The following is a 23089-nucleotide window of genomic DNA, read 5'->3' on the forward strand; positions in this document are numbered from 1 at the left end:
CTTGCCGCCTGCAATTCACAGACAGCAAGCCCTTTCAGCTGCTTGAACAATTTTCTCTATAAATATTTGTCTAACTTTTCGGGGTCACTTCAATTGTTCTTCGGACGGCCTTTTTGTCAAAATATGTCATAAAATGAGCAGCAGCCCCAGCGCGACTAAAAGCTCGTCGTCCGCCTTTTCCTCAAAGAGAAAAAAGAGAATGAGCAGCAGCAAAATGTCCGCCGTGTCCACGCCCTTGAGCGGTAATTTGTCGAGGATGCGCGAGAAAAACTGCGACGCCTCCTGACTGATCGGCGGCGGAGGGGGAGCGTCCCCCTGCGGCGGCCTTGGCGGCGGTGCGTTTCCGCCGGAGGGCGGCGGGGGAGGCGGTCTGTTATCACGCGGCGGTTCGCCGCGCGGCGCGTCCTGCATCGGCATGCGGGTGTAGACGCCGTCGTCGTTGCGCAGATAGCGGTTATACATTGCGCGGCCCCCCTTCGCTGAGGAGCAGCGTCTTCCCCAGGTGGATGAAGCGCGCGAGCTGTGCCGCGCGCTCGACCTTGTCCTGCCGCTCCGGCTTCAAAAATGGGCGCAGCGCGCGCAAAAACGCGGCGGTCTCGCCGCTCTCGGGCCGATTGAGCTGCGAGAGCACGGGCAGCAGCTTGGCGATCATGCCGGGGTCAATGCCGCCGAGCAGCGACGAAAGATCACCCATCGGATTGCCCTGCGGCGGTGGCGGCGTGGGAGCAGACGGCGCAGGACCGGCCGCACCGCCCGCGGGCGGGGGAGGCGGCGCACTGCCGCCGGACTGCCCCATCTGCTGCGACAGATTTTGCGCCATGTTCATCACCTGCGCCATGGCGTCCGGATCGGAGAGCAGGGTATTCAGTTTTTCCTCCCACTCGCTCATCGTGACGCCCTCCCGCGGTTTTTATTTTTTTGCGCTGTCGTTGATGCGGTTCATAATGGCCATGCCCTCGGGACTTTTCATCAGGTTCGAGAGCATTGTGGCCAACTCTTTCGTGTTGCCCGCCGCGGCATTCTGCGCCGCGTGATTGAGCGCCGCGCCGCCATCCTGAGAGGTGAGCATCTGCATGAGCCTTTGCCCGTCGCCCGATTGCAGGAGCGACTGCGCTATGGCAGGATTGCGCTTGAACTTGTCGATGAGCTGCTGCGTGCTGTGATCCATAGCTGTGCCTCCGTTTCCTGTCTTTCAAGGCAGTATATGAGAGGGACGCGGCAGTTGTGCCGCCGCAGCGGCGAAATTTTTTGAAAAATTTTCCGAATCCGTGAAAGAAAACGCGCTGCCCGCGCACATGTATGGTGTAAGGCCTTTGAGGAGAGAAACATATATGTTTTCAAACGAAGCATTTGCCCAAAATGCAGAAAAGTACATGGACACGGTCTTTCGCGTGGCCTACGGCTGGCTCAAAAACCCGGACGACGCCAACGATGTGACACAGGACGTATTGATAGAGCTGTACAAAACGGACAAGGCGTTCGAGTCGGACGCCCATTTGAAAAACTGGCTCATCCGCGTCACCGTCAATCGCTGCAAGATGCTCTTCCGCTCACCGCGGCGCCGGCACGAGGACATCGACGACTACGCCGAGACATTGTCCTTCGAGCAGCCGCGGGACGGCGAGCTCTTCAAAGCCGTGATGGCGCTCGACAAAAAATACCGCGTGCCGCTGCTGCTCTTCTATTACGAGGGGTATACAACGGCATAGGCCGCGTCGATGCTCGGCATTCCCGAAAAGACCGTCAGCACAAGACTTTTTCGCGCAAGAGCAAAGCTCAGAACGATTTTGGAGGAGTAAGGCAATGACAGAAAAAGAGAAATTCCAACGCGCGTTCACGCCGCTGCACGCCTCCCCGGACACCTTGACGGAGGTAATGAAGATGACAGAACAGAAAACGAAACGGCCCGCGCTGCGCCGCGCGGCGACCCTTGGCCTCGCCGCCGCCCTCGTGTTGGCGCTTGGCAGCGTTGCCTATGCCTCGGATCTCGGCGGCATTCAGCGCACGGTGCAGCTCTGGCTCAACGGTGAGATGACGGACGCAACGCTGACGGTAAACGAGGGAAGCTACACCCTGCGCTATCCGGACAAGGACGGCACCGAGCACGAAATGGGCGGCGGTGGCATTGCCATCGAAGACGACGGCACGGAGCGGGCGCTGACGGAGGAGGAGCTCTTCGAGCAACTCAACGAGCCCGAGGTCGAGGAGCGCGAGGACGGCACGGTCATGGTCTACTACCTCGACCAGAAGCTCGACGTCACGGACAAGTTCGACGAGGACGGCGTCTGCTACGTGCAGCTTGAGGGCGGCGAAAAGACGATCTACATGACCATCAAGCGCGGCAACGGCTACGCAACGAGCACGACAAAGTACATCCTGCCCAACGAATTCAACAACTGAAAGAAAAACGAGAAAGGTTCCGCACAGCGATGTTGTGCGGAACCTTTCTCCTATTGGGGAAAGCCTCGCAGAGTTTCGTGCCCGCAGGCACGAAATAAAATCAGATCGTTTTTCGCCGCGGCGTGTACGTGGTGAAAACACCTCTCGCGGAGCGTGTGTCGAGCTGCCATATTGGCGGCGAGGCATGGAGCGCAGCGCGGCCTTCTCCCAAAAGCGGCAAAGCCGCTTTTGGGAAGATATTATTTCTGCGCCTTGCCGTAGTCGCAGTCTTTTCTCAGCGGGCAGCCGTCGCAGTTGGCTTTGCGGGCGGTGCAGCGGTCGCGGCCGAACAGCACCAGCCGGTGGCAGAAGTCATTCGACTCCTCTGGCGGCAGGATGGCGCGCAGCTGCTTTTCGACGCTCAGCGGGTCCTTGCTGCCGTCCGTCAGGCCGAGGCGTCCTGTGATGCGGATGCAGTGCGTGTCGCACACGTAGGCGGGCTGGCCGTAGACGTCACCGAGGATCAGGTTCGCCGTTTTGCGCCCGATGCCGGGGAGGGCTGTGAGCTCCTCCATCGTGCCGGGGACCTTGCCGCCGTACTTTTCGAGCAGGATCTTCGCGCACTCGACGATGTCCTTCGACTTCGTGTTGTAAAATCCGCAGGAGCGGATCGCGTCGCCGACCTCTTCATACGTCGCGTTCGCGAAGGCCTCAAGCGTCGGGAACTTCTGATAGAGCGACGGCGTGACCATGTTCACGCGCGCGTCGGTGCACTGGGCGGAAAGGCGCACGGCGAACAGAAGCTCGTAGTCCTTTTTATATTCGAGCGAGCAGCGCGCGTTGGGGTAGAGGACCTTCAGCTCCTCCACGATGCGGCGGACGGCGGCTTTGGATTTCATGGCGAAACCTCCTGCGTTTCATCAATACTGCCGACAGTATAGCACAGAGACACGGAAAAATCGACAGAAAAAGTCTGTGCAGTGAAGAAAAAACGTGCTATAATTATTCCATTGTGAAAAAGGAGGCTTGTGCGATGCGGCTACTATTCAAGCAGCGCTTTTTTTCGTGGTTCGACAGCTACGATATCTACGACGAGGACGGCAACACCGTCTTTACGGTCGAGGGCAAGCTTGCCTGGGGGCATTGCCTGCATATTCTGAACGCCGCGGGCGAGCACATCGGCACCGTGCAGCAGCGCGTGCTGACGTTTTTACCCAAGTTCGAGCTTTACATCGGCGAGCAGTACTATGGCTGCATCTGCAAGGAGTTCACGTTCTTTACCCCGCGCTTTACACTTGAGTGCAGCGACTGGGAAGTGAACGGCAGCTTCATGGAGTGGGACTACACGATCGACAGCGCCTCGCGCGGCTGCGTCGCGACGATCACGAAAGAGCTTTTTCACTGGACAGACACCTACGTCATCGATGTTGCCGACCCGCAGGACGCGCTGGGCGCGCTGATGGTCGTGCTGGCCATCGACGCGGAAAAATGCAGCAGGAACAACTGATATGAGTGAAAAGAGACCTTTGGCGGATGAGATCCGCCCGCTGACGCTCGACGAGGTCGTGGGTCAGAAGCACTTGCTCGGAAAGGGCGCGCTGCTGCGCCGGCTCATCGAGTCCGGCTCAAGCGCGAATATGATCTTCTACGGCCCGTCCGGCACGGGAAAGACGACCATCGCCAACATCATCGCAAACCGCACGAACAAGACACTGTATCGCCTGAATGCGACGACCGCGAGCCTTCAGGATGTCAAGAGCATCATCTCCGATGTCGGTACGATGATGGCACCGGGCGGCATTCTGCTCTACCTCGACGAAATTCAGTATTTCAACAAAAAGCAGCAGCAGAGCCTGCTCGAATTCATGGAAAACGGCTCTATCATGCTGATTGCGTCGACGACGGAGAATCCGTATTTCTATGTTTACGGCGCGCTTTTATCCCGCTCGACAGTGTTTGAATTCAAAAACGTCAGCGCGGAGGAGACCATCCCCGCGGTCGAGCGCGCGCTTGGTATCCTGAAAGCGCGCAGCGAGCTGCCGCTTTCCTGGGAGGACGACGTGCCGCGCGTCATCGCGCAGCAGTGCGGCGGCGATGTGCGCAAGGCCGTGAGCGCGTGCGAGCTTTTATACGAGGCGGCGGACGTCACGAACGGCGAACTTTTGCTGAAAAGTGAAGACGCCTTACAGGTCGCACAGCGCAGTGCCATGCGCTACGACAAGGGCGGTGACGCGATGTACGACTGTGCGAGCGCGCTGATGAAGTCGCTGCGCGGCAGCGACCCCGACGCGGCGCTCCACTACCTCGCAAGATTTTTAGAGGCGGGCGATCTGGTCACGCCATGCAGGAGGTTACTCTGCTCGGCGAGCGAGGACGTCGGCATGGCCTATCCGCAGGCTATCGCCATCGTCAAGGCCTGCGTCGACACCGCGATGCAGCTCGGCCTTCCCGAAGCGCAGCTGCCGCTGGCGCAGGCGGCGGTGCTGCTCGCCACCGCACCGAAGTCCAACAGCGTGATCGAGGGCATCGGCGCTGCTTGGGCGGATGTGAAGGCGGGCAAGAGCGGCAATTTCCCGCGCTGCCTCCAGAATGTCCACGCCGATTCGACCGGCGGCGCGCAGGGGCAGAACTACAAGTACCCGCACGCCTACCCGAACCACTGGGTGAAGCAGCAGTATCTGCCCGACGAGCTCAAAAACGTGCAGTACTACCACTACGGCGACAACAAGGTCGAGCGCGCCGCCGCGCAGTACTGGGAAGCGATCAAGGGGTGAGCACATGGACCTGAGGTTGAACGATATTGTCGAAATGAAGAAGCCGCATCCCTGCGGCGAAAAGCTCTGGCTCGTGACGCGCGTGGGCATGGACATCAAGCTCAAATGCACGCGCTGCGGCCGCGAGGTGATGCTGCCGCGCGCCAAGGCGGAAAAGGGCATCAAGAAAATCGTAGAAAGGGAGGAACCCCATGAATAAGAAGACGAGAGCCGTCGCGATCCTGCTGGTCGCGGTGATGATCTTATCGCTCGTTGCATCGATGGTTATTCCGTATTTATAAAATACAGCGCGATAGCGCTGCACATTATTCCCTGCACCGCGCAGGGGGACGGATCAAAGGGGATATTCTCTTTCGCAAAAGAGAATATCCCCTTTGGAACCCCAAGAGAAAGGCTTTTGATTGGCAGTCTCGGGATAGAATGCCCTTTTTGCCTCCGGAATGCGAATGCCTGCGCGCGGCGTCGCCGCGTTTGAAGTTGCTATACGATTTGCCTCTGCTTCTATCATCCGCTGCCGCTCTGCCTATCTTGTAGGAGTGCAGCCTAATTTCCGTCTACCGCCAGTCTCCACAATGCGGCGAGCGCAGCAATGCCGCATTCGGCAAGCAGTCTGCCGCCCAATGTAACATCACACGCACCTCACGATAGTAAGGCGCGGTTGCGACTGGTAACGAATAGTAGGTGTTCATGGCGAAGCCATGTACACCGCACCCGATTGCGCAGCGCGTGCAGCTCTTCAAGATAAAAGCTGCCAATGTGCGGGGTCGAGGGGGAAGGCCCCTCGTCCTTTCTCTTGGGGGATCAAAAGGGGGCCATTCTCTTTTGTGAAAGAGAATGGCCCCCTTTGACACGCTCCCCTGCGCGGCGCAGGGAAACGATGCAGCGCCATGCGCGGCAATTCTGCCCTTTGGGACAAAAGATAGCGTAGCGGCGCTTTTCGCCCTTTTCTCAGGTGGGTCACAGCTATAATGAGAACCCATCAGGGGGAGGTGTGCCATGGTCATCTACATAGAAAGCGTCTTCGCGTTTAACGTTCTCGTCGACTATCTGTTGTTGTTCGGCGCGGCGAGAGTCGCAGGGCGGACAGTCGCGCGGAGAAGACTTTTGCTCGGCGCGGCGGTCGGCGGTATTTATGCGGCAGTGCAGCTCTTTTTGCCGAAAAGCGTCGTTTTGTTGCTGCTTGGGCTCGCTTTGATGGGCGCGGCGGCGTATCGCGGCAGTGGGCGGGCGGTCAAGCTGACGCTGCTGTTTTTCCTTGCCTCGTGCGGCCTCGCTGGCGTGGTGATGCTCTTAGGGCAGAGTCTGGGGTCGATGGCGCGCCTTGCGCGCGGCGTGGTGACAGCAGACCTGCCGTGGGGCGTCTTCCTGATCGCGGCGGGGACGTCGTATTTGCTGCTTTCCGTCGTGTTCCGCTACGGCGCGGCGCGGACAGGGAGCGAGACGGCGGATGTGGTCATCGCCTATCGAGGAAAAACGGCCCGCGTGCGGCTGCTGCGCGACACGGGCAACACGCTCTGTGACCCTGTGACGGGCCTCGGCGTGCCGGTCATCGACCGTCACGCACTGGGAGACCTCATCAGCGAAGAAGAGACCGCGACGCTGCCGCATATTGCGTATTGCAGCGTGGGCAATGCGGATGGAACGCTGCCGCTGCTGCGCTGTGAAGCAATAACGGTTGACGAAATCAAACTCGGCTCGCGTGCCGTTGCCCTGGCGGAGCACCCGCTCGGCGACGGCGGTGCATATGCGGGACTGTGGTGCGAAGGATGCGAAAAGGGGGAAAAGCATGGAGAGCTTGCTCAAAACGCTGTGGCGTAGACTGCGCTTTTATCTCATCGACTGGGGGCTCATCGCGCGGCGGGGAATTTTCTACATCGGCGGCAGCGATACGCTCCCGCCGCCGCTCGAGCGGGAGAAGGAAGCTGAGCTCATCGCGCGCATGGATGAAGGCGACGAGAGCGTGCGCGGCACGCTCATTGAGCACAACCTGCGGCTTGTCGCCTACATCGCGCGCCGGTTTGAAAATACCGGCATCAACATCGAAGACCTCATCTCCATCGGTACGATCGGGCTCATCAAGGCAGTGAACACGTACCGCAGCGACAAGAACATCAAGCTCGCGACCTACGCCTCGCGCTGTATTGAAAATGAGATACTCATGCACCTGCGCAAGACCGCGCCGCAGAAGTCCGAGGTCAGCTTTGACGAGCCGCTCAACACCGACTGGGACGGAAACGAGCTGCTGCTCTCCGACATTCTCGGCACCGACGAGGACCTTGTCTTGAAGCCCATTGAGGACGATGTCGACCGCCAACTCCTGATGGACGCGGTCGACAAGCTGACCGCGAGGGAGAGAACAATCATCACGCTGCGCTTTGGCCTCGGCGGACGGGAGGAAAAGACGCAGAAGGAGGTCGCCGACCTGATGGGCATTTCGCAGAGCTATATCTCGCGCCTTGAGAAGCGGATCATCGTGCGGCTGAAGAAGGAAATCCTCAAAATGAGTTGACAAGCGGCGCAAAAAACGGTATGATTCAGCGTGACAAATGCGAAGAAGAGGAGCAGTATCCGCATCTGAAAGCGAAGAGAGAGGGCGGCCGGTGTAAGCCCTTGTGCAGGATGTGGGGAAGTCGCCTTGGAGCTGCCGCGCTGAAAAGAGAGTAAGCCGGACGGGAACTCCCGTTACAGAGGCATGAGTGTCCGCACAATGCGGGAATCCAGGTGGTACCACGGTCATTGATCGCCCTGAGCAGTCAAAGCTGCTCAGGGCGTTTTTTAATGAAAGGAAGCGAATATGGGCATACAGTTTGAGACCGACTACAATATGGAAACGCTGACGGCCATGGCTAAGGGCCTGCGCAAAACCGTGCGCAAAAAGCGCAGCCGCCGCGTACACATTTTTGCGGCAGTTGTGCTGGTTCTCGGTATCCTGACGATTCTTGCCACAGTTGCAGGCGGTGAACCGCTCGGCGCGAGCGGCGTCGTGACGCTGCTTGCGCTGCTGGTGGTCATTCTGGTGAGCCTTTTCGAGGACAGGCTCAACGCCTGGTTTGCGAGAAAGCGCCTGCTGCCGGGCACGGAGCACGCTGTTGCCACGTTTGAAGAGGACGGCTACGTTTCGGCAACGGGTGTGACGGAAAGCCGGTTTTCCTATGCCCAGATCGTGGCCGTCGCCGAGACGGCGCGCTACTTTGTCTTTGCCCTGTCCTCGCACCATACGCAGGCGTATGACAAGAGAACTATCCGCGGCGGGAGCGTTGAAGACTTCCGCGCGTTTATTGCCGAAAAGACGGGAAAGCTCGTCGAAAATATCAAATAAGAGCAATATTGTTCAAAAGATAGGAGAAAACCAATGAAAGAATTACCCAAGATCTATGAGCCCCAGCAGGTCGAGGGCCGCATCTATCAGATGTGGATGGACCACGACTGCTTCAAGGCCGAGCCCGACCCGGACAAAAAGCCGTTTTCCATCGTCATGCCGCCGCCGAACGTCACCGGCCAGCTGCACATGGGCCATGCAATGGACTCGACGCTGCAGGACATCCTGACGCGCTTTAAGCGCATGCAGGGCTACTCCGCCCTGTGGCTCCCCGGCACTGACCACGCGGGCATCGCCACGCAGATCAAGGTCGAAGAGGAGCTGCGCACCAAGGAGGGCCTGACGCGCTACGACCTCGGCCGCGAGAAGTTTTTACAGCGCGTGTGGCAGTGGAAGGAAAAGTACGGCAACCGCATCGTCGAGCAGCAGAAGAAGATGGGCGCGAGCTGTGACTGGTCCCGCTCCCGCTTCACGATGGACGAGGGCTGCTCCAAGGCCGTGCGCGAGACGTTCTGCGAGCTCTACGATAAGGGCCTGATCTACAAGGGCAGCCGCATCATCAACTGGTGCCCGCACTGCCTGACGGCGCTCTCCGACGCGGAGGTCGAGTATGTCGACAAGCCGGGCCACCTCTGGTATATCCGCTACCCGCTCTCCGACGGCAGCGGCGATATCGTCGTCGCCACCACCCGTCCCGAGACGATGATGGGCGATACGGGCGTTGCGGTCAACCCTGAGGACGAGAAGTTCAAGCACCTGATCGGCAAGACCTGCATCCTGCCCATTATGAACCGCGAAATTCCCATCGTGGGCGACGAATACTGCGAGATCGGCTTCGGCACGGGCGCTGTTAAGATGACCCCTGCACACGACCCCAACGACTTTGAGGTCGGCCTTCGCCACAACCTCGAGGTCATCCGCGTCATCGCCGACGACGGTACGATCAACGAAAACGGCGGCAAGTACAACGGCATGGACCGCTATGAGTGCCGCAAGGCCATCGTCAAGGACTTAGAGGAGCAGGGCTACCTCATCAAGACCGAGCCCTACTCCCACAACGTCGGCACGTGCTATCGCTGCCACAACGACGTCGAGCCCCTCATCTCCGCGCAGTGGTTCGTCAAGATGGAGCCGCTTGCCAAGGAGGCCATCCGCGTCGTGAACGACGGCACGATCAAGTTCGTGCCTGAGCGCTTCACCAAGACCTATATCAACTGGATGGAGAACGTGCATGATTGGTGCATTTCCCGCCAGCTGTGGTGGGGTCACCAGATTCCCGCGTGGTACTGCGACGAGTGCGGCCATATCAACGTCAAGCGCGAAGACCCGACGGAATGCGAAAAGTGCGGCTGCAAGCACCTGACGCGCGAAGAGGACGTGCTCGATACCTGGTTCTCCTCCGCGCTCTGGCCGTTCTCCACGATGGGCTGGCCCGACCTCGATTCTCCCGACCTCAAGTACTGGTATCCCACGTCCGTCATGGTCACAGGCTATGATATCATCTTCTTCTGGGTCGCGCGCATGATCTTCTCCGGCATGGAGCAGATGAAGAAGGAGCCGTTCAAGACCGTCTTCATCCACGGTCTCGTCCGCGACGACAAGGGCCGCAAGATGTCCAAGTCGCTCGGCAACGGCATCGACCCGCTGGAGATGGCCGAGAAGTACGGCGCGGACGCGCTGCGCTTCAACCTCATCACCGGCAACTCCCCGGGCAACGACATGCGCTTCTACGTCGAAAAGTGCGAGGCGATGCGCAACTTCTGCAACAAGATCTGGAACGCGAGCCGCTTCGTGATGATGAACCTGACGATCGACCACGTGGAGCTGCCCAAAAAGCTCGAGCTCGAGGACAAGTGGATTCTCTCGAAGCTCAATACGCTCATCCGCGAGGTCACGGACAATATGGATGCCTTCGAGCTCGGCGTCGCGTCCGCAAAAATTTATGACTTCATCTGGGACAACTACTGCGACTGGTTCATCGAGCTGACGAAGAACCGCCTGAACAGCGAGAATCAGACCACGCGCGAGAACGCACAGAACGTCCTCTGCTATGTCCTCATCGAGACGCTCAAGCTCCTGCACCCGTTCATGCCGTTCATCACGGAGGAGATCTGGCAGGCGCTTCCGCACGAGGGCGAGTTCCTGATGCTCTCCAAGTGGCCGGAGTACAACGAAAAGTTCAGCTTCCCCGCCGAGGAAGAGGCGATGCAGACCGTCATCGAGGCCATCACCGCCATCCGTGCCCGCCGCAACGAGATGAACGTTGCGCCGTCGAAGAAGGTGCACTACACCGTCGCCACCGCGCACGCCGATACGTTCAGCGCCGGTATCCCGTTCTTCACGCGTCTGGCCTCTGCCAGCGATGTGACGATCGTGCCCGCCGATGCCGCCATCGACGCCGACGGCAAGGTCGAGGTCGACACCCACGCCGCGCGTATCTTCATGCCGCTTGCCGAACTCGTCGACTTTGAAAAGGAGCTCGCACGCATTGCCAAGGAGAAGGCAAACGCCGAAAAGCAGCTCGCCGGCATCGAGAACAAGCTGAAAAACGAGGGCTTCCTCGCCAAAGCGCCGGAGGCGGTCGTGAGCGGCGCCCGTGCTGATGCGGAAAAGCTCAAGGCGCTCATTGAGAAGCTCGATGCTTCCGCGGCGGCGATGAAGAAATAATTACTTTCCTTTAGGAAACGGATTTGGTTCCCTGCGCCGCGCAGGGGACGGATAAAGGGGGAGGTTCTCTTTTACAAAAGAGAACCTCCCCCTTTTGATCCCCCAAGAGAAAGGTTTTGACATTGCAAGCGAGCAGCTTGAAGAGCTGCGGCGCTTGCCGAATCGGGTGCCTGCCAGGTGGTGTTGCTATACGACTTGGTTTGCTTCTATCTTCGCTGTCGCTTTGCCTGCGATTCGTTAGTCTTACGCAATCTCCGTCTACTAGGGATTTGTGCAAATTTGCTTCTGCCTGCCGGGGCGACTTTGCTGCGCTCGCCGCAATATACGCACTATCGGTAGTAGGCGATTACACTGAACCTGCGATTAGATTCGAGAGCGGCAGCGGATAATAGAAGTGAGTCAAATCGTATAGCAACACCAACCGCGGCAATGCCGCGCGCAGGCATTCCCATTCCGGAGGCATAAAAGTCATTCAAGCCCGAGACTGCCAATCAGACCCTTTCTCTTGGGGGTCAAAGGGGGATATTCTCTTTCCGAGGAAAGAGAATATCCCCCTTATTCGCTCCCCTGCGGGTACGCAGGGAATGTGGTGCAGCGCCGGCGGCGCTGCTATTTCTCCGCGCATGGCGCGGACTTTAGGCGCTTTCCCATGAAAAGCTCACGCGTAAGCGCCGCTTGGGCCGCACCGGCCCAGCAGCAACATCCTTGTCGCGTACGACGCTGCCGACGCGCAGCGTGGAGAGCAGAAAACCGAGCTGTAGCATGTTGAGCAGGATCGTCTTGATGCCAAAGGTGAAAAACGGGAAGGCTACACCGCTGCTGATGGGGATCAGCGTGAGGTCGCAGCAAAGATAGGCGGCCGCCTGCGTGGTGAACGACAGCAGCACGGAATAGGAAACGAGGCGGGCGAGCATACTCTTCTGCCTGCGGCAGCGGCGGAAGGCGAGAACAAGCAGCGCCGTCAGCAGCGTGACGAGTGCGATGAGTGCCAGCCAGCCGCAGCGGTGGACGAGCAGTGTTAGCGCGTGCGCCTGTAAGTCGACCATGCCGAAGCCCTCCCAGCGGGCAAGGTGCTGTGCGCTGTACGGTCCCACGCCGCCCGGACCGATAAATTTGGCATTTTGCAGCAGTTCACGCAGTACAACAGTTTGATAGCCGTGTCCGTCAATGTAGGAGTGAGGATCAAGCACAATGGCGAGCTGACGCGCGAACCAGTTTGCACCGAGAACAAGGACCCACACGATGTCGGCGGCGAGCGGCAGGGTGGTGAGCAGCGTCTCCAACTTTTTGCCAAGGCCGAACCAGCCATTGCGGGCGCAGAAGATCAGCAGCGCGCTGTCACAGAGAAACAGAAAGCCCAGATCGAGCAGGCACGGGACGCGTAGGCAGAACATGCACTGCACCGCGAGGCAGACGAAGGCGGCGAAGACGCCCCAGCCGCGCCGCCCGCGCAGCGCGTAGAGCAGCACAGCGAACATCAGCGGGAGCAACGGCGGCAGACCGCGCAGGAGGATATGTGTCGAAACATAGGTGTAGCGGAAGAGCCAGAACCCACCGAGAGGCAGCAGGCTGAGCAGTACGAGCGCAGCGTGGAACACAAGCGCAAGCGGCAGGGCGAAGCGCCCGAGCAGCGTAAAATCAAGAAAATACGCCGCGAGCAGCGCTGCCGTACCGGGCAGCAGCGCCACGCTCTGATGCACAGCAAAATAGGACAATTCGTAGTCACGAAAGCTTACAAGCGCGGTGAACGCAAGCCCTGCAAGCGCGATGAGTGCCGCGAGCGCAAAAAGAAGCTTTGGTGTTTTCGGACGGTGAACACGGTCGAGTGCCGTGCCGATCTCATAGGGATCGCCTGTCAAACGCAGCGATTCCGCGGCGGCTGCGGCCTCGTCCATGCCGCCTGCCATCAGTGCGTCACGCTGGTCACAGAGGTGGGTCAGAAGTTCGTCTTCAACGAGAGGACGCGCCGCTTTCCATCGCAGCTGCTCAGCCGCGGTGCGGGCAAAGTGTGTGAAAGTCTCAGGCAGAACCAAGACAGCCGCCTCCTCTCAGCACGCGGTCGACCGCGGCGGTAAATTCCGTCCATTCCTCTTCCTTTTCGCGCAGCAGCGCGCGGCCCTTGCGCGCTAAATGGTAGTAGCGGCGCGGACGCGCTGCATACTCGTCCTTTTCGTAGGAAATGATCAGCTCCTTTTCTTCGAGCGAATGCAGCAGGGGATAGAGCGTGCCGGTCTTGAGCGCGAAGGCGTGATCGGAGCGGCGGGCAAGCTCTTCGATCATCTGATAGCCGTACATGTCCTGCCCATCGAGAAGCTTGAGCACCAGCATCGTTGTGCTGCCCGCGAGCAGACTTTTGTCCATTGACATGAAAAACACCCCCTAATAGATAGATTCCCTACATAGTAGATTATCTACATAATATTCGGGCAGGAGAGAATTGTCAAGGGAAAAACAAAAGATTGAAAAAAAGAAAGGATTTTGCTATGCTGTAAAAAATGACAATAGGGGGGATTTTCATGAACAGGATCACACTCGGCAAGACGGGACTGGTCATTGAGAAAAACGGGTTTGGCTGTCTGCCCATTCAGCGCATCAGCGAGCAGGACGCGGTGAAGCTGCTGCACAAGGCGTATGACGGCGGCATCAACTTTTTTGATACGGCACGCGCCTATTCTGACAGTGAGCAGAAGGTCGGCGCGGCGTTCTCGACGATGCGCGACAAAATCGTGCTGGCGACAAAGACCGGCGCGCAGACGGCGGAGGAATTCTGGAAGGATCTCGAAACGAGCCTGCGCACGCTCAAGACCGATTATATCGATCTCTATCAGTTCCACAACCCGGCCTTCTGCCCGAAGCCGGGCGGGGAGGACGGCCTTTACGATGCGGCGCTTGAGGCGAAGAAGCAGGGCAAGATCCGCCACATCGCCATCACGAACCACCGCCTCGCCGTGGCGCACGAGGCCATCGACTCGGGCCTCTACGAGACCTTGCAGTTTCCGTTCAGCTACCTCGCGGGCGAGCAGGAGATGGAGCTCGTCAGAAAGTGCCGCGAAACAAACATGGGCTTTATCGCCATGAAGGGCATGGCGGGCGGCCTGATCCGCGACGGCTTCACGGCGGCGGCGTGGATGGCGCAGCAGGATGGCGTCGTGCCCATCTGGGGCGTGCAGCGCGAGAGCGAGCTTGATCAGTTTTTGCAGTGTATCCGCGAGGGCGTTGAGCTGATGGATGAGCGCAAAGCGACTATCGAGCGTGACCGCAAGGAGCTATGCGGCGAATTCTGCCGCGGCTGCGGCTACTGCATGCCGTGCCCCGCGGGCATCGAGATCAACCAGTGTGCGCGCATGTCGCTCATGCTGCGTCGCGCCCCTGCAGCGGCGTGGCTCACCGAGGAATGGCAGCAGAAGATGCACCAGATCGAAAACTGCCGCCACTGCGGCCACTGCATGTCGAAGTGCCCCTACGGCCTGAACACGCCCGAGCTTTTGCAGGCAAACTACAAGGATTACTGGAAAGTGCTCGCGGCCAGCAAGGCGGAGAAATGAAGCTGGATTTTTCACAAAAATACGCCGTCCGGCCGCTGACGGCGGGGGATGTAGACAAGATTTTAGCGCTCTGCGCGGAGAACGAGCAGTTCTACCGTTACCATCCGCCGCTTGCGACGAGGGAGAGCGTTTTGGAGGACATGACGGCGCTGCCGCCGGAAAAATGTGCGGAGGATAAGCATTATCTTGGCTTTTTCGACGGGGAGACGCTCGTCGCCGTGCTGGACCTGATCGAGCGTTATCCGAAAAATGACACCGCCTACATCGGTTTTTTCATGTCGAAAAAGGAGCGGCAGGGCTACGGCCTCGGTTCGACATTCATCGGCGAGCTGATGGACGAACTGCGGAGAGAGAGGTTCCGCAAGGTGCGCCTTGCGGTCGACAGGGGCAATCCGCAGAGCAAAGCGTTCTGGGAAAAGAACGGCTTTGCGCTGATGGGCGAGGAATTCCCGCACGGCGATTCGGCGTATCTGCCGATGGAACGCGCGCTGTAAAACTGAAAAGAAAGCACCGCTGTGCAGAGGGTATCTGCACAGCGGTGCTTTTCATTGTTAGCGACTATTTCAATTCGTAAGTCCAATCTTCACCGTCTTGGCGGTAGAACAGCTCGCTGAGATCATTTTCTTCAAACACGCGGAGAAGGTCGAGCATGTCGGAAGATGCAAGATCGAGCGAGGGGAGACCTGCGAGCTCCGCCCACCAGACCTCGCCCTCGTCGGAAGAGCGCAGCGTTCCGGTAAACTGCTCCGCGCGATAGAGCAGCACGACATGACGCACGCCGTCTTCGCACCAGTCCTTGATCCCGCACAGGCGCGGAGAGGAGATCGTCAGACCTGTCTCATCCTGAACCTCACGAATGACGGCATCTGTAAAGGATTCACCCTTTTCAACATGACCGCCCGGAAAAGCAACGCCTGGCCAGTTGGGATCTGTGCGATCCTGCGCCAAAACCTTGTTGCCGCGGAGGATCACGCACATATTCATCAGTTCGACGGGCTCAGAGCGTTTCATGTACAACACGTCCTTTTGGGTTTGAAAACTTGCTTGCTATCCATGACTACTGCGCACTGTGCGGCACCTTTGCCTTGGCGCTGAGCTTGTCGGCGCGAACGGCAAAGACCTCGACTGTGCGGGCTTGCTGCTCGGTGAATTGATCTTCACGGCCCGCCATGTGGCGCATGAGGGCGGTCAGCGCGGCGAGCTTTTCTTCACCGTCCAAAAATTCGACATGGCCGACGCCGGTGACGGAGGCGAAGTAGTATCCGCACTGGCAGGCGACATCGTGCTCGTCGAGCGCACCGCGGCAGTCCATTTCAAAGGCGACGGTCGGATTTTTGCGCAGAATGTCGAGCTTACGGCCTTCGCGGGCGCTGTGGCAGAAGAACGAGAACGCACCGTCTTCACAGGCGTAGCCGAAATTCAGCGGCAGAAGATACGGCTCTCCATCGTCTACCATGGCAAGATGGATCACTTTACAATCGTTGATAATGGAGAGAATTTCACTCAGATCGGTGATCTCGCGGTCGCTTCTTCGCATGGGAGATCCTCCTTTGATCGTTTTCCTCATTTTACGGGGCGGAAGCGCAGATGTCAAGGAGGCGCGGCAAAGAAAAATCAAAAGACCGGCGGTCTTCGACAAAAAAACGGCAGGAGGGCAGGCTATACTTTGAGAAACGAAAGGGAAAACGCTTGAAGGAAACGGAGGGAGAGCAATGGAGGTCATTTCATCGGGCGAAGGGCGTGAACTGACGCTCACGCTGCGCGGGGAGCTCGACCATCACGCGGCGAAGGAGGCGATGCGGAATCTCGAATGGGAGCTGGATGCGGCGCTGCCGAGCAAACTGACGCTGGATTTTTCGGGTGTGAGCTTTATGGATTCGTCTGGCATCGCCGTCGTGATGCGCGCGCTCAAGCGTATGCGCGCCATGGGCGGCAGCGCTGCGATCAAAAACGTTCCGCCGCAGGCGAAAAAAGTGTTTACCGCCGCGGGAATTTTCCGCATCGTACCGCTTGAGGAGGGGGAAAAGAGCAATGAAAGTAAAACCGAATAACTACATAGCCATTGAATTTCCGAGCCGCAGCGTCAACGAAGGGCTGGCGCGCGCCGCGGTCGCGGCGTTTGCCGCGCAGCTCGACCCGACGCTCGACGAGCTCGGTGACATCAAGACCGCCGTGAGCGAGGCGGTGACGAACGCCATCGTCCATGCCTATCCGCAGGAGATCGGCAAGATCGCGCTGCGCGCATGCATCTTCGACGGAAATCTCCTTGAGATCACCGTGCGCGACTGGGGGTGCGGCATTGCGGACGTCGAAAAAGCGCGAGAGCCGCTCTACACGACTGGCGGTGAAGAGCGCAGCGGCATGGGCTTTACGATCATGGAGAGCTTTATGGATTCGCTCGCTGTGCGCTCGAAAAACGGCAAGGGCACGGTCGTGACGATGAAGCGCAGGATCGCGCTGCGCACGGCGCGCCGATGAACGCCGCGCCGGAATTGCTCGAGGCCGCGGCGCAGGGCGACGAGCAGGCCTGCGAGCAAATGCTGCGCGAGAACAGCGGCCTCATCTGGAGCATCGTGCGGCGCTATTACGGCCGCGGCGTGGAGCCGGACGACCTCTATCAGCTCGGATGCCTTGGATTCATCAAAGCAATAAAGGGATTTGACTTTGCATTCGGCACGCAGTTTTCAACCTACGCTGTGCCGAAGATCGCGGGCGAAATTCGACGCTTTCTGCGCGATGACGGCGCAATCAAGGTGAGCCGTAGCATGCGTGAGCAGGCGGCGACGATCTTCGCCGCGTGCGAAAAGCTCAAAAATACACTCGGGCGCGAACCGGCGCTCTCCGAGCTTTCGGAGGAGACGGGATTCAATGCCGAGGAGATCGCGCAGTGTGAACTGGCGGTCGCTGCGCCGGACAGCTTGCAGCGCGAAACGGGCGACGGCCTGACGCTTGAAGGGATGCTGGGCGGTGAGTCGCCCGAGGATGCGCTCATCGAGCGCATCGCACTGCGCGAGGCCATCGACGAGCTCCCTGAGCGCGAGAAAATGACGATCCTGCTGCGCTTTTTCAAGGGGCTGACGCAGGAGCAGGCGGCGCGCCTTCTGGGCGTGTCGCAGGTGCAGGTATCGCGGCTGGAGCGCCGGGCGCTGGAGAAGCTGAGGGCGTCTCTTTCGGACGGGCTTTGAAGTAGCTTTCGTCCTGAAACTCCGTCATCATGCCCCAGTAGCGCTTGGGCATGTGCGTCATGCGAAGCTTTTCATTTTTGCGCGCCTCGATGGCGACGGTGTCGTAAAAGCGGCGCCAGAGGCGGCGATAGCCCGCCTCGACTTCGTCCGGCTGCGCCATTTCAAAGTGATTGAGCGGCACGATGCGCGACACGCCGCCGCTATAGAGCAGCGCCTCGCGGTGCGTGCGGTCGTAGAGGAAAAACGTCTCGTTGTGATAGCGCTCGCAGAAGTGGCGGCGCAGGACAGGGAGCACACGGTTTTTCGGTTCGATCTCCGCGCCGAGTACGCCGTCAAAGTCGGAAAAGCGGGTGAAGCCGCGGAATTGCTCGACCTCACCCGAAAGCTGCCGCACGGCCTTGAGCAGCGGCAGATAGGTGTCGTCGCTCAGGCGCGAGAGCAGCGGCGCGCCCTCGCGGTAAAATTTGACGATGAAGCGGTAAATGGCCATCTCCTTGTCGGGAAGGCAGGTGAGAAACGCGCGGCGCAGGAAGGAGCCGACTTCCGGACTTCGCTTGTAGAGGCTGCGGTAGATGCGCTGCGCGTGGGCGCGGTCCGTCGTGACCGCGCGAATTTCAAAAAGGGAGGGCTCGTCGTCCCCATCGCGCAAAATCGCGGTGGGGCGTTCTTTTTTTGTGTAGCTTTCAAACACGCAGCAGAGGAGCCCTTCAAAGCTGCCGTCGTATTGATAGATGATCTCGCGCCATGCCATAGAGGCCTCCTTAGCCGACCTGATCGAAAAGGGATAGTTGCTGTGCCTCGGCCTGTGGGAGCGCGCGGCGCTCCACGGCCATCAGGTTTTGCAAAATGCCCTCCTGCGACAGCTTGAGCGGCGAGGCATAGCGCCCGCCACAGGTGAGAAAGTATTGCGCACGCTTCATCACGACGCCGAGCTTTTTGAGGTCCTCCGCGCGCAGCGCGCCCGAGCGGCGCGCGACCAGAATGCGCTTGGCGCTCACAACGCCGATGCCCGGCACGCGCAGCAGCGCTTCATAGTCCGCGCGGTTCACCTCGACGGGGAAGAACTCGGGATGGCGCAGCGCCCAGCAGCACTTGGGGTCAAGGTCGGGGTTGAAGTCCGGCGCGCTGTCGTCGAGCAGCTCGTTTGCGCGAAAGCCGTAAAACCGCAGCAGCCAGTCGGCCTGATAGAGCCGGTGCTCGCGCAGCAGCGGCGGCTTGGTGTCGAGCGCGGGCAAAAGCGTGTTCTCGACTACCGGCACATAGGCTGAGTAGAACACGCGCTTTAACCGATAGGAATCGTAAAGCGCCTGCGTGAGATTCAGAATGTGCAGGTCGCTTTCCTTTGTCGCGCCGACGATGAGCTGTGTGCTCTGCCCCGCGGGGGCGAAACGCGGTGCGTGCTTGTATTTGACAAGCTCCTGCTTGCTCTGCTTTGCGCGGTCGCGGATCTGCGTCATTGGGCGCAGGATGGCCTGCTTTGTTTTATTGGGGGCGAGTAGCTTGAGTCCCGCTTCGCTCGGCAGCTCGATGTTCACGCTCAGGCGGTCTGAAAGAAAGCCGAGCTGTTCGACAAGCTCCGGCGACGTGCCGGGGATAGCCTTGGCGTGGATGTAGCCGTTGAAGCGGTACTCGCTGCGCAAAATCGACAGCGCGCGGATCATCAACTCCGTCGTATAGTCCGGCGAGCGCAGCACGCCGGAGGAGAGGAACAGCCCCTCAATATAATTGCGCCGGTAGAATTCGATCGTCAGCTCGGCAAGCTCTTCGGGCGCGAACGTCGCGCGCGGTGTGTCGTTCGTGCAGCGGTTGACGCAGTACTTGCAGTTGTAGCAGCAGTCGTTCGAGAGCAGCACCTTCAAGAGCGTCACGCAGCGGCCGTCGGACGAAAACGTGTGGCAGCAGCCCGCGACGGACGTGGACGTGCAGCCGATCTTGCCCTCCTGATAGCCGCGCCTGGCCCCGCTCGAGGTGCAGGCGGCGTCGTACTTTGCCGCGTCGGAAAGGATCGTGAGCTTGTCGAGAAGGTTCATGTTCTCAGCGGGCGGATCTCGCTCTGCGGCGCTTGGGCTGGTCGAGCAGGAGCAGCGTGTTCATCACCTTGGTGGTGACGACGCTGACGCCGATGAAAACGAAAATAAATGTGGAAGCAGCCATGGAAAATTCCTCCTGATAAATAGAATCTTTGTTCGAGTATGATTATAAATCGAACAAACGTTCTTGTCAACAAAAAATCGAACAAAAAGTCGATTTTTGCCGAACGGAGTTGACCGGAGCACGAAAAAAGGGTAAGATGTGGAAAGATCAGGAAAGGTGAAAACAATATGAGCGATTTTAACGCCCGCTATGCCGCTGCGAGAAAAGCGGCCATTGCGCGGGATTTTGCAAAACTCAACCCTGAACAGCGCCGCGGCGTGCTGACGACCGAGGGCGCGCTGCTGCTGCTCGCGGGCGCGGGCAGCGGCAAGACGACGGTTCTCATCAACCGCGTCGCAAATCTTTTGACCTACGGGCGGGGGAGCGACAGCGCGGATGTGCCGGCGTGGGCGACGGAGGACGACCTTGCATTTTTGGAGAGCTATCCCGAGCATCCGACGAGCGACGAGCGCAGCCGCATGGTGCATCTCTGCACGCTTGAACCCGCCGCGCCGTGGTCGGTGCTGGCAGTGACATTCACGAACAAGGCGGCAAACGAGCTGAGAGAGAGACTCTCCGCCTTCGGTATCCAGGGCGCGGAGAGTGTTTGGGCGATGACGTTCCACTCCGCCTGCGTGCGCATCCTGCGCCGCGATATCGACCGCCTCGGCTTTTCGCGCGACTTTACGATCTACGACACGGATGACTCCAAGCGCGTCATCAAGGACATTTTGAAAGAACTGAACATCGACGAGAAGAAGCTCACGCCGCGCGAGGTGCTTTCGGCCATCTCGAACGCAAAGGACGCGATGGAGTCGCATCAGGACTACTCCCGCCGCTGGAAGGACAGCGGCGACTGGCGCAAAGAGGCAATCGCCAAGATCTATACGCGCTACGTGCACCGTCTGGCCGAGGCGAACGCGCTCGACTTTGACGACATCATCCTCCACGCGGTCACGCTGCTGCAGCAGGAGGGCGAGGTGCGCGACTACTACCGCCGCAAGTTCCGCTATGTGCTCATCGACGAGTATCAGGACACGAACCGGCTGCAATACCTTTTGATGAAGCAGCTCGTGGGGGAGAAGGGAAACATCTGCGTCGTCGGCGACGATGACCAGAGCATCTACAAGTTCCGCGGTGCGGATATCACAAACATCCTGAATTTTGAAAAGGAGTACAAGGGCTGCCGCACGATCCGCTTGGAGCAGAACTACCGCTCGACGCAGAACATCCTCGACGCGGCGAATGCGGTCATTAAGAATAACACGGGCCGCAAGGGCAAGACCCTCTGGACCGATGCGGGTGCGGGCGATAGGGTGCTCATCAAGACCGTCTTCAACGAGCAGGACGAGGCGAACTTTGTCGTCAGCAGCATTATGATGGACTACAACCGCGGGCGGAACTGGAAGGAAAATGCCATTTTGTACCGCATGAACGCGCAGTCGAACGCGCTCGAATACGCGTTCAAGCGCAACGGCGTGCCGTATCAGGTCGTCGGCGGGACAAAGTTCTTCGAACGCGCGGAGGTCAAGGACATGCTCGCGTACCTCGCGGTCATCAACAACCCGAGCGATGACTTGAGGCTTCGCCGCATTATCAACAATCCGCCGCGCGGCATCGGCAATACGACGATCGAGCGCGTGCAGGATCTCGCGAGCGAGCAGGGCGTGCCGATGATGGCCGTTTTGCAGCACGCAGGGGAGTACGCCGTGCTAAAGAGCGCGGCGGGCAAGCTCGAGCGCTTCGCCCAGCTCATCGCCGCGCTGCGCGAGATGGCGGGCACGATGGAGCTCGCGGAGTTCTATGACGCGGTCTGCGAGCAGACGAGCTACGTACGCACGCTGCAGGAAAAGGGCGACGTGGAGAGCCGTGGGCGGCTTGAAAACGTGCAGGAGCTCAAGTCGAACATCGTTTCGTTCCTCGAAAACGATCCGGAGGATGCGACGCTCTCGGGCTTTTTGAACGAGATCGCACTCTACACCGACCTCGACAGCGCGACGAGCGACAACTGCGTGACGATGATGACGATGCACAGCGCAAAGGGTCTTGAGTTCCCATGTGTGTATGTCGTCGGCGTGGAGGAGGGCATCTTCCCCGGCGAGCGCGTGCGCTACAACGATGAAGAGGTCGAAGAGGAGCGCAGACTGTGCTATGTCGCGATGACGCGTGCAAAGGAGCGCCTGACGATGACCTGCACGCGCCAGCGCATGCTGTTTGGCCGCACGAGCGTCAGTGAACCCTCGCGTTTTTTGGAGGAGGTCCCGTCGGAGAATGCCGACTGGGTCGGCCGTCAGGCGCAGGGCGCGTCCGGCTTTGGCGACACGAGCTTTGACGAGGGGAGTTCGTATTCTACGCGCGGCTACGGTAGCTACGGTCAGGGCGCGGCGCGCTACGACAGCGTCATGCAGCGCAGACCAAAATCGCAGGCGTCGCAAAAACTCGCGGCGCAGAAGCCCGCCGCCTCCGCGCCGCTGCTTCAGCTTTCCTCCGGCGACCAGATCCACCACAAGACGTTCGGTGACGGACTGGTCATCTCCGTCACCCCTATGGGCGGCGATGCGCTGCTTGAGGTGGCGTTTGATACCGTTGGCACCAAAAAGTTAATGCTAAAAACGGCGGGGGTACATATTACTAAGTTGTGATTGCCCCACACCGTGTGGGGATGCGACAAGGGGGGATGTTCTCTTTCCTCGGAAAGAGAACATCCCCCCTTACACCCCCGAAGAGAAAGGGACGAGGGGCCTTGCCCCTTGACCCCGCACATTGGCAGTTTGTGGCTCGAAGAGCTGCACGCGCTGCGCAGTGTAGGTGCGGTGTACATGGCTTCGCCATGAATCCCTGCGAGTCGTTACCGCTCTCAACCGCGCCTTACTATCGTGAGGCGCGAGTGACGTTTGCTAGGCGGCAGACTGCCTACCGAATGCGGCATTGCTGACGCTCGCCGCATTGAGTAGTGCCCCGTTAGACGGAAATTACTGCGCACTTCTACAAGATAGGCAGAGCGGCAGCGGATAGTAGGAGTAGGTCAAATCGTATAGCAACACTAATGCGGCAACGCCGCGCACGAGGCACTTTCACTTCGGAGAC

Annotated in this window: 26 protein-coding genes and 1 other annotated feature; of the genes, 16 read left to right on the plus strand and 10 right to left on the minus strand. The window is 59.3% G+C overall.

Going from position 1 to position 23089, the window contains the following annotated elements; all coding sequences use genetic code 11:
• Positions 1 to 126 precede the first annotated feature (126 nt).
• Genes NI20_RS0100755 through NI20_RS0100765 form a run of 3 tightly spaced genes read right to left on the minus strand, consistent with a single transcriptional unit; the run spans position 127 to position 1168 of the window.
• Entirely contained in the window at positions 127 to 462 is a 336-nt protein-coding gene (locus NI20_RS0100755) for a hypothetical protein (protein ID WP_033119561.1), read from the minus strand.
• On the minus strand, positions 455 to 889 hold the full coding sequence (locus NI20_RS0100760) for a hypothetical protein (protein WP_052084331.1): 435 nt from the start codon (positions 887 to 889) through the stop codon (positions 455 to 457). The genes NI20_RS0100755 and NI20_RS0100760 overlap by 8 nt, the downstream gene beginning before the upstream one ends.
• Before the next feature lie 21 nt (positions 890 to 910).
• Positions 911 to 1168: a hypothetical protein gene (locus tag NI20_RS0100765; protein ID WP_033119562.1), complete on the minus strand. Its 258-nt coding sequence runs from the start codon at positions 1166 to 1168 to the stop codon at positions 911 to 913.
• A 163-nt stretch (positions 1169 to 1331) separates the two neighbouring features.
• Here NI20_RS0100765 and NI20_RS15295 point away from each other — a divergent pair, with 163 nt between their 5' ends.
• Genes NI20_RS15295 through NI20_RS0100775 form a run of 3 tightly spaced genes read left to right on the plus strand, consistent with a single transcriptional unit; the run spans position 1332 to position 2400 of the window.
• Positions 1332 to 1709 (plus strand): RNA polymerase sigma factor, encoded by a 378-nt coding sequence (locus NI20_RS15295; protein WP_242842887.1) that lies wholly within the window; start codon positions 1332 to 1334, stop codon positions 1707 to 1709.
• A gap of 9 nt (positions 1710 to 1718) precedes the next feature.
• Positions 1719 to 1799 (plus strand): hypothetical protein, encoded by an 81-nt coding sequence (locus NI20_RS15550; RefSeq protein WP_242842888.1) that lies wholly within the window; start codon positions 1719 to 1721, stop codon positions 1797 to 1799.
• A 4-nt stretch (positions 1800 to 1803) separates the two neighbouring features.
• Positions 1804 to 2400, plus strand: a complete 597-nt coding sequence (locus tag NI20_RS0100775) for a hypothetical protein (RefSeq protein WP_033119563.1) — start codon at positions 1804 to 1806, stop codon at positions 2398 to 2400.
• Positions 2401 to 2639: 239 nt separating this feature from the next.
• Here NI20_RS0100775 and nth read toward each other — a convergent pair whose 3' ends face one another.
• Positions 2640 to 3278 (minus strand): endonuclease III, encoded by a 639-nt coding sequence (gene nth / locus NI20_RS0100780; RefSeq protein WP_033119564.1) that lies wholly within the window; start codon positions 3276 to 3278, stop codon positions 2640 to 2642.
• Positions 3279 to 3412: 134 nt separating this feature from the next.
• Between nth and NI20_RS0100785 the strand changes: the two genes are divergently transcribed.
• The 7 genes from NI20_RS0100785 to NI20_RS0100815 all read left to right on the plus strand — a co-directional run bounded on the left by NI20_RS0100785 (position 3413) and on the right by NI20_RS0100815 (position 11139).
• Positions 3413 to 3886 (plus strand): LURP-one-related/scramblase family protein, encoded by a 474-nt coding sequence (locus NI20_RS0100785; protein WP_033119565.1) that lies wholly within the window; start codon positions 3413 to 3415, stop codon positions 3884 to 3886.
• Between the two features lies 1 nt (position 3887).
• Positions 3888 to 5153, plus strand: a complete 1266-nt coding sequence (locus tag NI20_RS0100790) for a replication-associated recombination protein A (protein WP_033119566.1) — start codon at positions 3888 to 3890, stop codon at positions 5151 to 5153.
• 4 nt (positions 5154 to 5157) lie between these two features.
• Positions 5158 to 5352 carry a DUF951 domain-containing protein gene (locus tag NI20_RS0100795; protein ID WP_033119567.1) on the plus strand — a complete coding sequence of 65 codons (195 nt, stop codon included), beginning with the start codon at positions 5158 to 5160 and terminating at the stop codon, positions 5350 to 5352.
• A 797-nt stretch (positions 5353 to 6149) separates the two neighbouring features.
• Positions 6150 to 6971 carry a sigma-E processing peptidase SpoIIGA gene (locus NI20_RS0100800; RefSeq protein ID WP_033119568.1) on the plus strand — a complete coding sequence of 274 codons (822 nt, stop codon included), beginning with the start codon at positions 6150 to 6152 and terminating at the stop codon, positions 6969 to 6971.
• A complete protein-coding gene (gene sigE, locus NI20_RS0100805) occupies positions 6940 to 7662 on the plus strand; it encodes an RNA polymerase sporulation sigma factor SigE (RefSeq protein WP_033119569.1) in 723 nt (240 codons plus the stop codon). The genes NI20_RS0100800 and sigE overlap by 32 nt, the downstream gene beginning before the upstream one ends.
• 33 nt (positions 7663 to 7695) lie before the next feature.
• Positions 7696 to 7904, plus strand: a binding site (T-box leader).
• Positions 7905 to 7947: 43 nt separating this feature from the next.
• On the plus strand, positions 7948 to 8472 hold the full coding sequence (locus NI20_RS0100810; RefSeq protein ID WP_033119570.1) for a YcxB family protein: 525 nt from the start codon (positions 7948 to 7950) through the stop codon (positions 8470 to 8472).
• Positions 8473 to 8505: 33 nt separating this feature from the next.
• A complete protein-coding gene (locus NI20_RS0100815; protein ID WP_033119571.1) occupies positions 8506 to 11139 on the plus strand; it encodes a valine--tRNA ligase in 2634 nt (877 codons plus the stop codon).
• Positions 11140 to 11774: 635 nt separating this feature from the next.
• Here NI20_RS0100815 and NI20_RS0100820 read toward each other — a convergent pair.
• Positions 11775 to 13172 (minus strand): permease prefix domain 1-containing protein, encoded by a 1398-nt coding sequence (locus NI20_RS0100820; RefSeq protein ID WP_033119572.1) that lies wholly within the window; start codon positions 13170 to 13172, stop codon positions 11775 to 11777.
• Positions 13159 to 13506 carry a PadR family transcriptional regulator gene (locus tag NI20_RS0100825; protein ID WP_033119573.1) on the minus strand — a complete coding sequence of 116 codons (348 nt, stop codon included), beginning with the start codon at positions 13504 to 13506 and terminating at the stop codon, positions 13159 to 13161. The genes NI20_RS0100820 and NI20_RS0100825 overlap by 14 nt, the downstream gene beginning before the upstream one ends.
• 149 nt (positions 13507 to 13655) lie before the next feature.
• Between NI20_RS0100825 and NI20_RS0100830 the strand changes: the two genes are divergently transcribed.
• Positions 13656 to 14684 carry an aldo/keto reductase gene (locus NI20_RS0100830; protein ID WP_033119574.1) on the plus strand — a complete coding sequence of 343 codons (1029 nt, stop codon included), beginning with the start codon at positions 13656 to 13658 and terminating at the stop codon, positions 14682 to 14684.
• A complete protein-coding gene (locus NI20_RS0100835) occupies positions 14681 to 15178 on the plus strand; it encodes a GNAT family N-acetyltransferase (protein WP_033119575.1) in 498 nt (165 codons plus the stop codon). Before NI20_RS0100830 ends, NI20_RS0100835 begins: the two co-directional genes overlap by 4 nt.
• Positions 15179 to 15242: 64 nt before the next feature.
• On the opposite strand, the gene NI20_RS0100840 is transcribed toward NI20_RS0100835, so the two are convergent.
• Positions 15243 to 15695, minus strand: coding sequence for an 8-oxo-dGTP diphosphatase (locus NI20_RS0100840; protein ID WP_033119576.1), 453 nt, complete (start codon positions 15693 to 15695; stop codon positions 15243 to 15245).
• 46 nt (positions 15696 to 15741) lie between these two features.
• Positions 15742 to 16221: a pyridoxamine 5'-phosphate oxidase family protein gene (locus NI20_RS0100845; protein WP_033119577.1), complete on the minus strand. Its 480-nt coding sequence runs from the start codon at positions 16219 to 16221 to the stop codon at positions 15742 to 15744.
• 175 nt (positions 16222 to 16396) lie between these two features.
• Here NI20_RS0100845 and NI20_RS0100850 point away from each other — a divergent pair, with 175 nt between their 5' ends.
• Genes NI20_RS0100850 through NI20_RS13930 form a run of 3 tightly spaced genes read left to right on the plus strand, consistent with a single transcriptional unit; the run spans position 16397 to position 17869 of the window.
• Complete coding sequence (locus NI20_RS0100850; RefSeq protein ID WP_033119578.1) at positions 16397 to 16735, plus strand: STAS domain-containing protein; 339 nt, start codon at positions 16397 to 16399, stop codon at positions 16733 to 16735.
• Complete coding sequence (gene spoIIAB / locus NI20_RS0100855; protein ID WP_033119579.1) at positions 16716 to 17162, plus strand: anti-sigma F factor; 447 nt, start codon at positions 16716 to 16718, stop codon at positions 17160 to 17162. Before NI20_RS0100850 ends, spoIIAB begins: the two co-directional genes overlap by 20 nt.
• Positions 17159 to 17869: a sigma-70 family RNA polymerase sigma factor gene (locus tag NI20_RS13930; RefSeq protein WP_052084332.1), complete on the plus strand. Its 711-nt coding sequence runs from the start codon at positions 17159 to 17161 to the stop codon at positions 17867 to 17869. The genes spoIIAB and NI20_RS13930 overlap by 4 nt, the downstream gene beginning before the upstream one ends.
• Here the strand turns inward: NI20_RS13930 and NI20_RS0100860 are convergent.
• Both NI20_RS0100860 and NI20_RS0100865 read right to left on the minus strand, forming a co-directional pair.
• On the minus strand, positions 17751 to 18620 hold the full coding sequence (locus tag NI20_RS0100860; protein ID WP_033119580.1) for a TIGR03915 family putative DNA repair protein: 870 nt from the start codon (positions 18618 to 18620) through the stop codon (positions 17751 to 17753). The genes NI20_RS13930 and NI20_RS0100860 overlap by 119 nt on opposite strands.
• 10 nt (positions 18621 to 18630) lie before the next feature.
• A complete protein-coding gene (locus NI20_RS0100865; RefSeq protein WP_033119581.1) occupies positions 18631 to 19899 on the minus strand; it encodes a putative DNA modification/repair radical SAM protein in 1269 nt (422 codons plus the stop codon).
• Positions 19900 to 20190: 291 nt separating this feature from the next.
• Here NI20_RS0100865 and NI20_RS0100870 point away from each other — a divergent pair, with 291 nt between their 5' ends.
• Positions 20191 to 22644 carry an ATP-dependent helicase gene (locus NI20_RS0100870; RefSeq protein ID WP_033119582.1) on the plus strand — a complete coding sequence of 818 codons (2454 nt, stop codon included), beginning with the start codon at positions 20191 to 20193 and terminating at the stop codon, positions 22642 to 22644.
• Positions 22645 to 23089: the final 445 nt, after the last annotated feature.

The organism is Oscillibacter sp. ER4 (assembly GCF_000765235.1).
GTDB lineage: Bacteria > Bacillota > Clostridia > Oscillospirales > Oscillospiraceae > Hominicoprocola > Hominicoprocola fusiformis.

Coding starts and splice junctions, on each gene's coding strand:
- NI20_RS0100755 (WP_033119561.1), bottom strand. CDS start 462: ATGTATAACCGCTATCTGCGCAACGACGACGGCGTCTACACCCGCATG.
- NI20_RS0100760 (WP_052084331.1), bottom strand. CDS start 889: ATGAGCGAGTGGGAGGAAAAACTGAATACCCTGCTCTCCGATCCGGAC.
- NI20_RS0100765 (WP_033119562.1), bottom strand. CDS start 1,168: ATGGATCACAGCACGCAGCAGCTCATCGACAAGTTCAAGCGCAATCCT.
- NI20_RS15295 (WP_242842887.1), top strand. CDS start 1,332: ATGTTTTCAAACGAAGCATTTGCCCAAAATGCAGAAAAGTACATGGAC.
- NI20_RS15550 (WP_242842888.1), top strand. CDS start 1,719: ATGCTCGGCATTCCCGAAAAGACCGTCAGCACAAGACTTTTTCGCGCA.
- NI20_RS0100775 (WP_033119563.1), top strand. CDS start 1,804: ATGACAGAAAAAGAGAAATTCCAACGCGCGTTCACGCCGCTGCACGCC.
- nth (WP_033119564.1), bottom strand. CDS start 3,278: ATGAAATCCAAAGCCGCCGTCCGCCGCATCGTGGAGGAGCTGAAGGTC.
- NI20_RS0100785 (WP_033119565.1), top strand. CDS start 3,413: ATGCGGCTACTATTCAAGCAGCGCTTTTTTTCGTGGTTCGACAGCTAC.
- NI20_RS0100790 (WP_033119566.1), top strand. CDS start 3,888: ATGAGTGAAAAGAGACCTTTGGCGGATGAGATCCGCCCGCTGACGCTC.
- NI20_RS0100795 (WP_033119567.1), top strand. CDS start 5,158: ATGGACCTGAGGTTGAACGATATTGTCGAAATGAAGAAGCCGCATCCC.
- NI20_RS0100800 (WP_033119568.1), top strand. CDS start 6,150: ATGGTCATCTACATAGAAAGCGTCTTCGCGTTTAACGTTCTCGTCGAC.
- sigE (WP_033119569.1), top strand. CDS start 6,940: ATGGAGAGCTTGCTCAAAACGCTGTGGCGTAGACTGCGCTTTTATCTC.
- NI20_RS0100810 (WP_033119570.1), top strand. CDS start 7,948: ATGGGCATACAGTTTGAGACCGACTACAATATGGAAACGCTGACGGCC.
- NI20_RS0100815 (WP_033119571.1), top strand. CDS start 8,506: ATGAAAGAATTACCCAAGATCTATGAGCCCCAGCAGGTCGAGGGCCGC.
- NI20_RS0100825 (WP_033119573.1), bottom strand. CDS start 13,506: ATGTCAATGGACAAAAGTCTGCTCGCGGGCAGCACAACGATGCTGGTG.
- NI20_RS0100830 (WP_033119574.1), top strand. CDS start 13,656: ATGAACAGGATCACACTCGGCAAGACGGGACTGGTCATTGAGAAAAAC.
- NI20_RS0100835 (WP_033119575.1), top strand. CDS start 14,681: ATGAAGCTGGATTTTTCACAAAAATACGCCGTCCGGCCGCTGACGGCG.
- NI20_RS0100840 (WP_033119576.1), bottom strand. CDS start 15,695: ATGAAACGCTCTGAGCCCGTCGAACTGATGAATATGTGCGTGATCCTC.
- NI20_RS0100845 (WP_033119577.1), bottom strand. CDS start 16,221: ATGCGAAGAAGCGACCGCGAGATCACCGATCTGAGTGAAATTCTCTCC.
- NI20_RS0100850 (WP_033119578.1), top strand. CDS start 16,397: ATGGAGGTCATTTCATCGGGCGAAGGGCGTGAACTGACGCTCACGCTG.
- spoIIAB (WP_033119579.1), top strand. CDS start 16,716: ATGAAAGTAAAACCGAATAACTACATAGCCATTGAATTTCCGAGCCGC.
- NI20_RS13930 (WP_052084332.1), top strand. CDS start 17,159: ATGAACGCCGCGCCGGAATTGCTCGAGGCCGCGGCGCAGGGCGACGAG.
- NI20_RS0100860 (WP_033119580.1), bottom strand. CDS start 18,620: ATGGCATGGCGCGAGATCATCTATCAATACGACGGCAGCTTTGAAGGG.
- NI20_RS0100865 (WP_033119581.1), bottom strand. CDS start 19,899: ATGAACCTTCTCGACAAGCTCACGATCCTTTCCGACGCGGCAAAGTAC.
- NI20_RS0100870 (WP_033119582.1), top strand. CDS start 20,191: ATGAGCGATTTTAACGCCCGCTATGCCGCTGCGAGAAAAGCGGCCATT.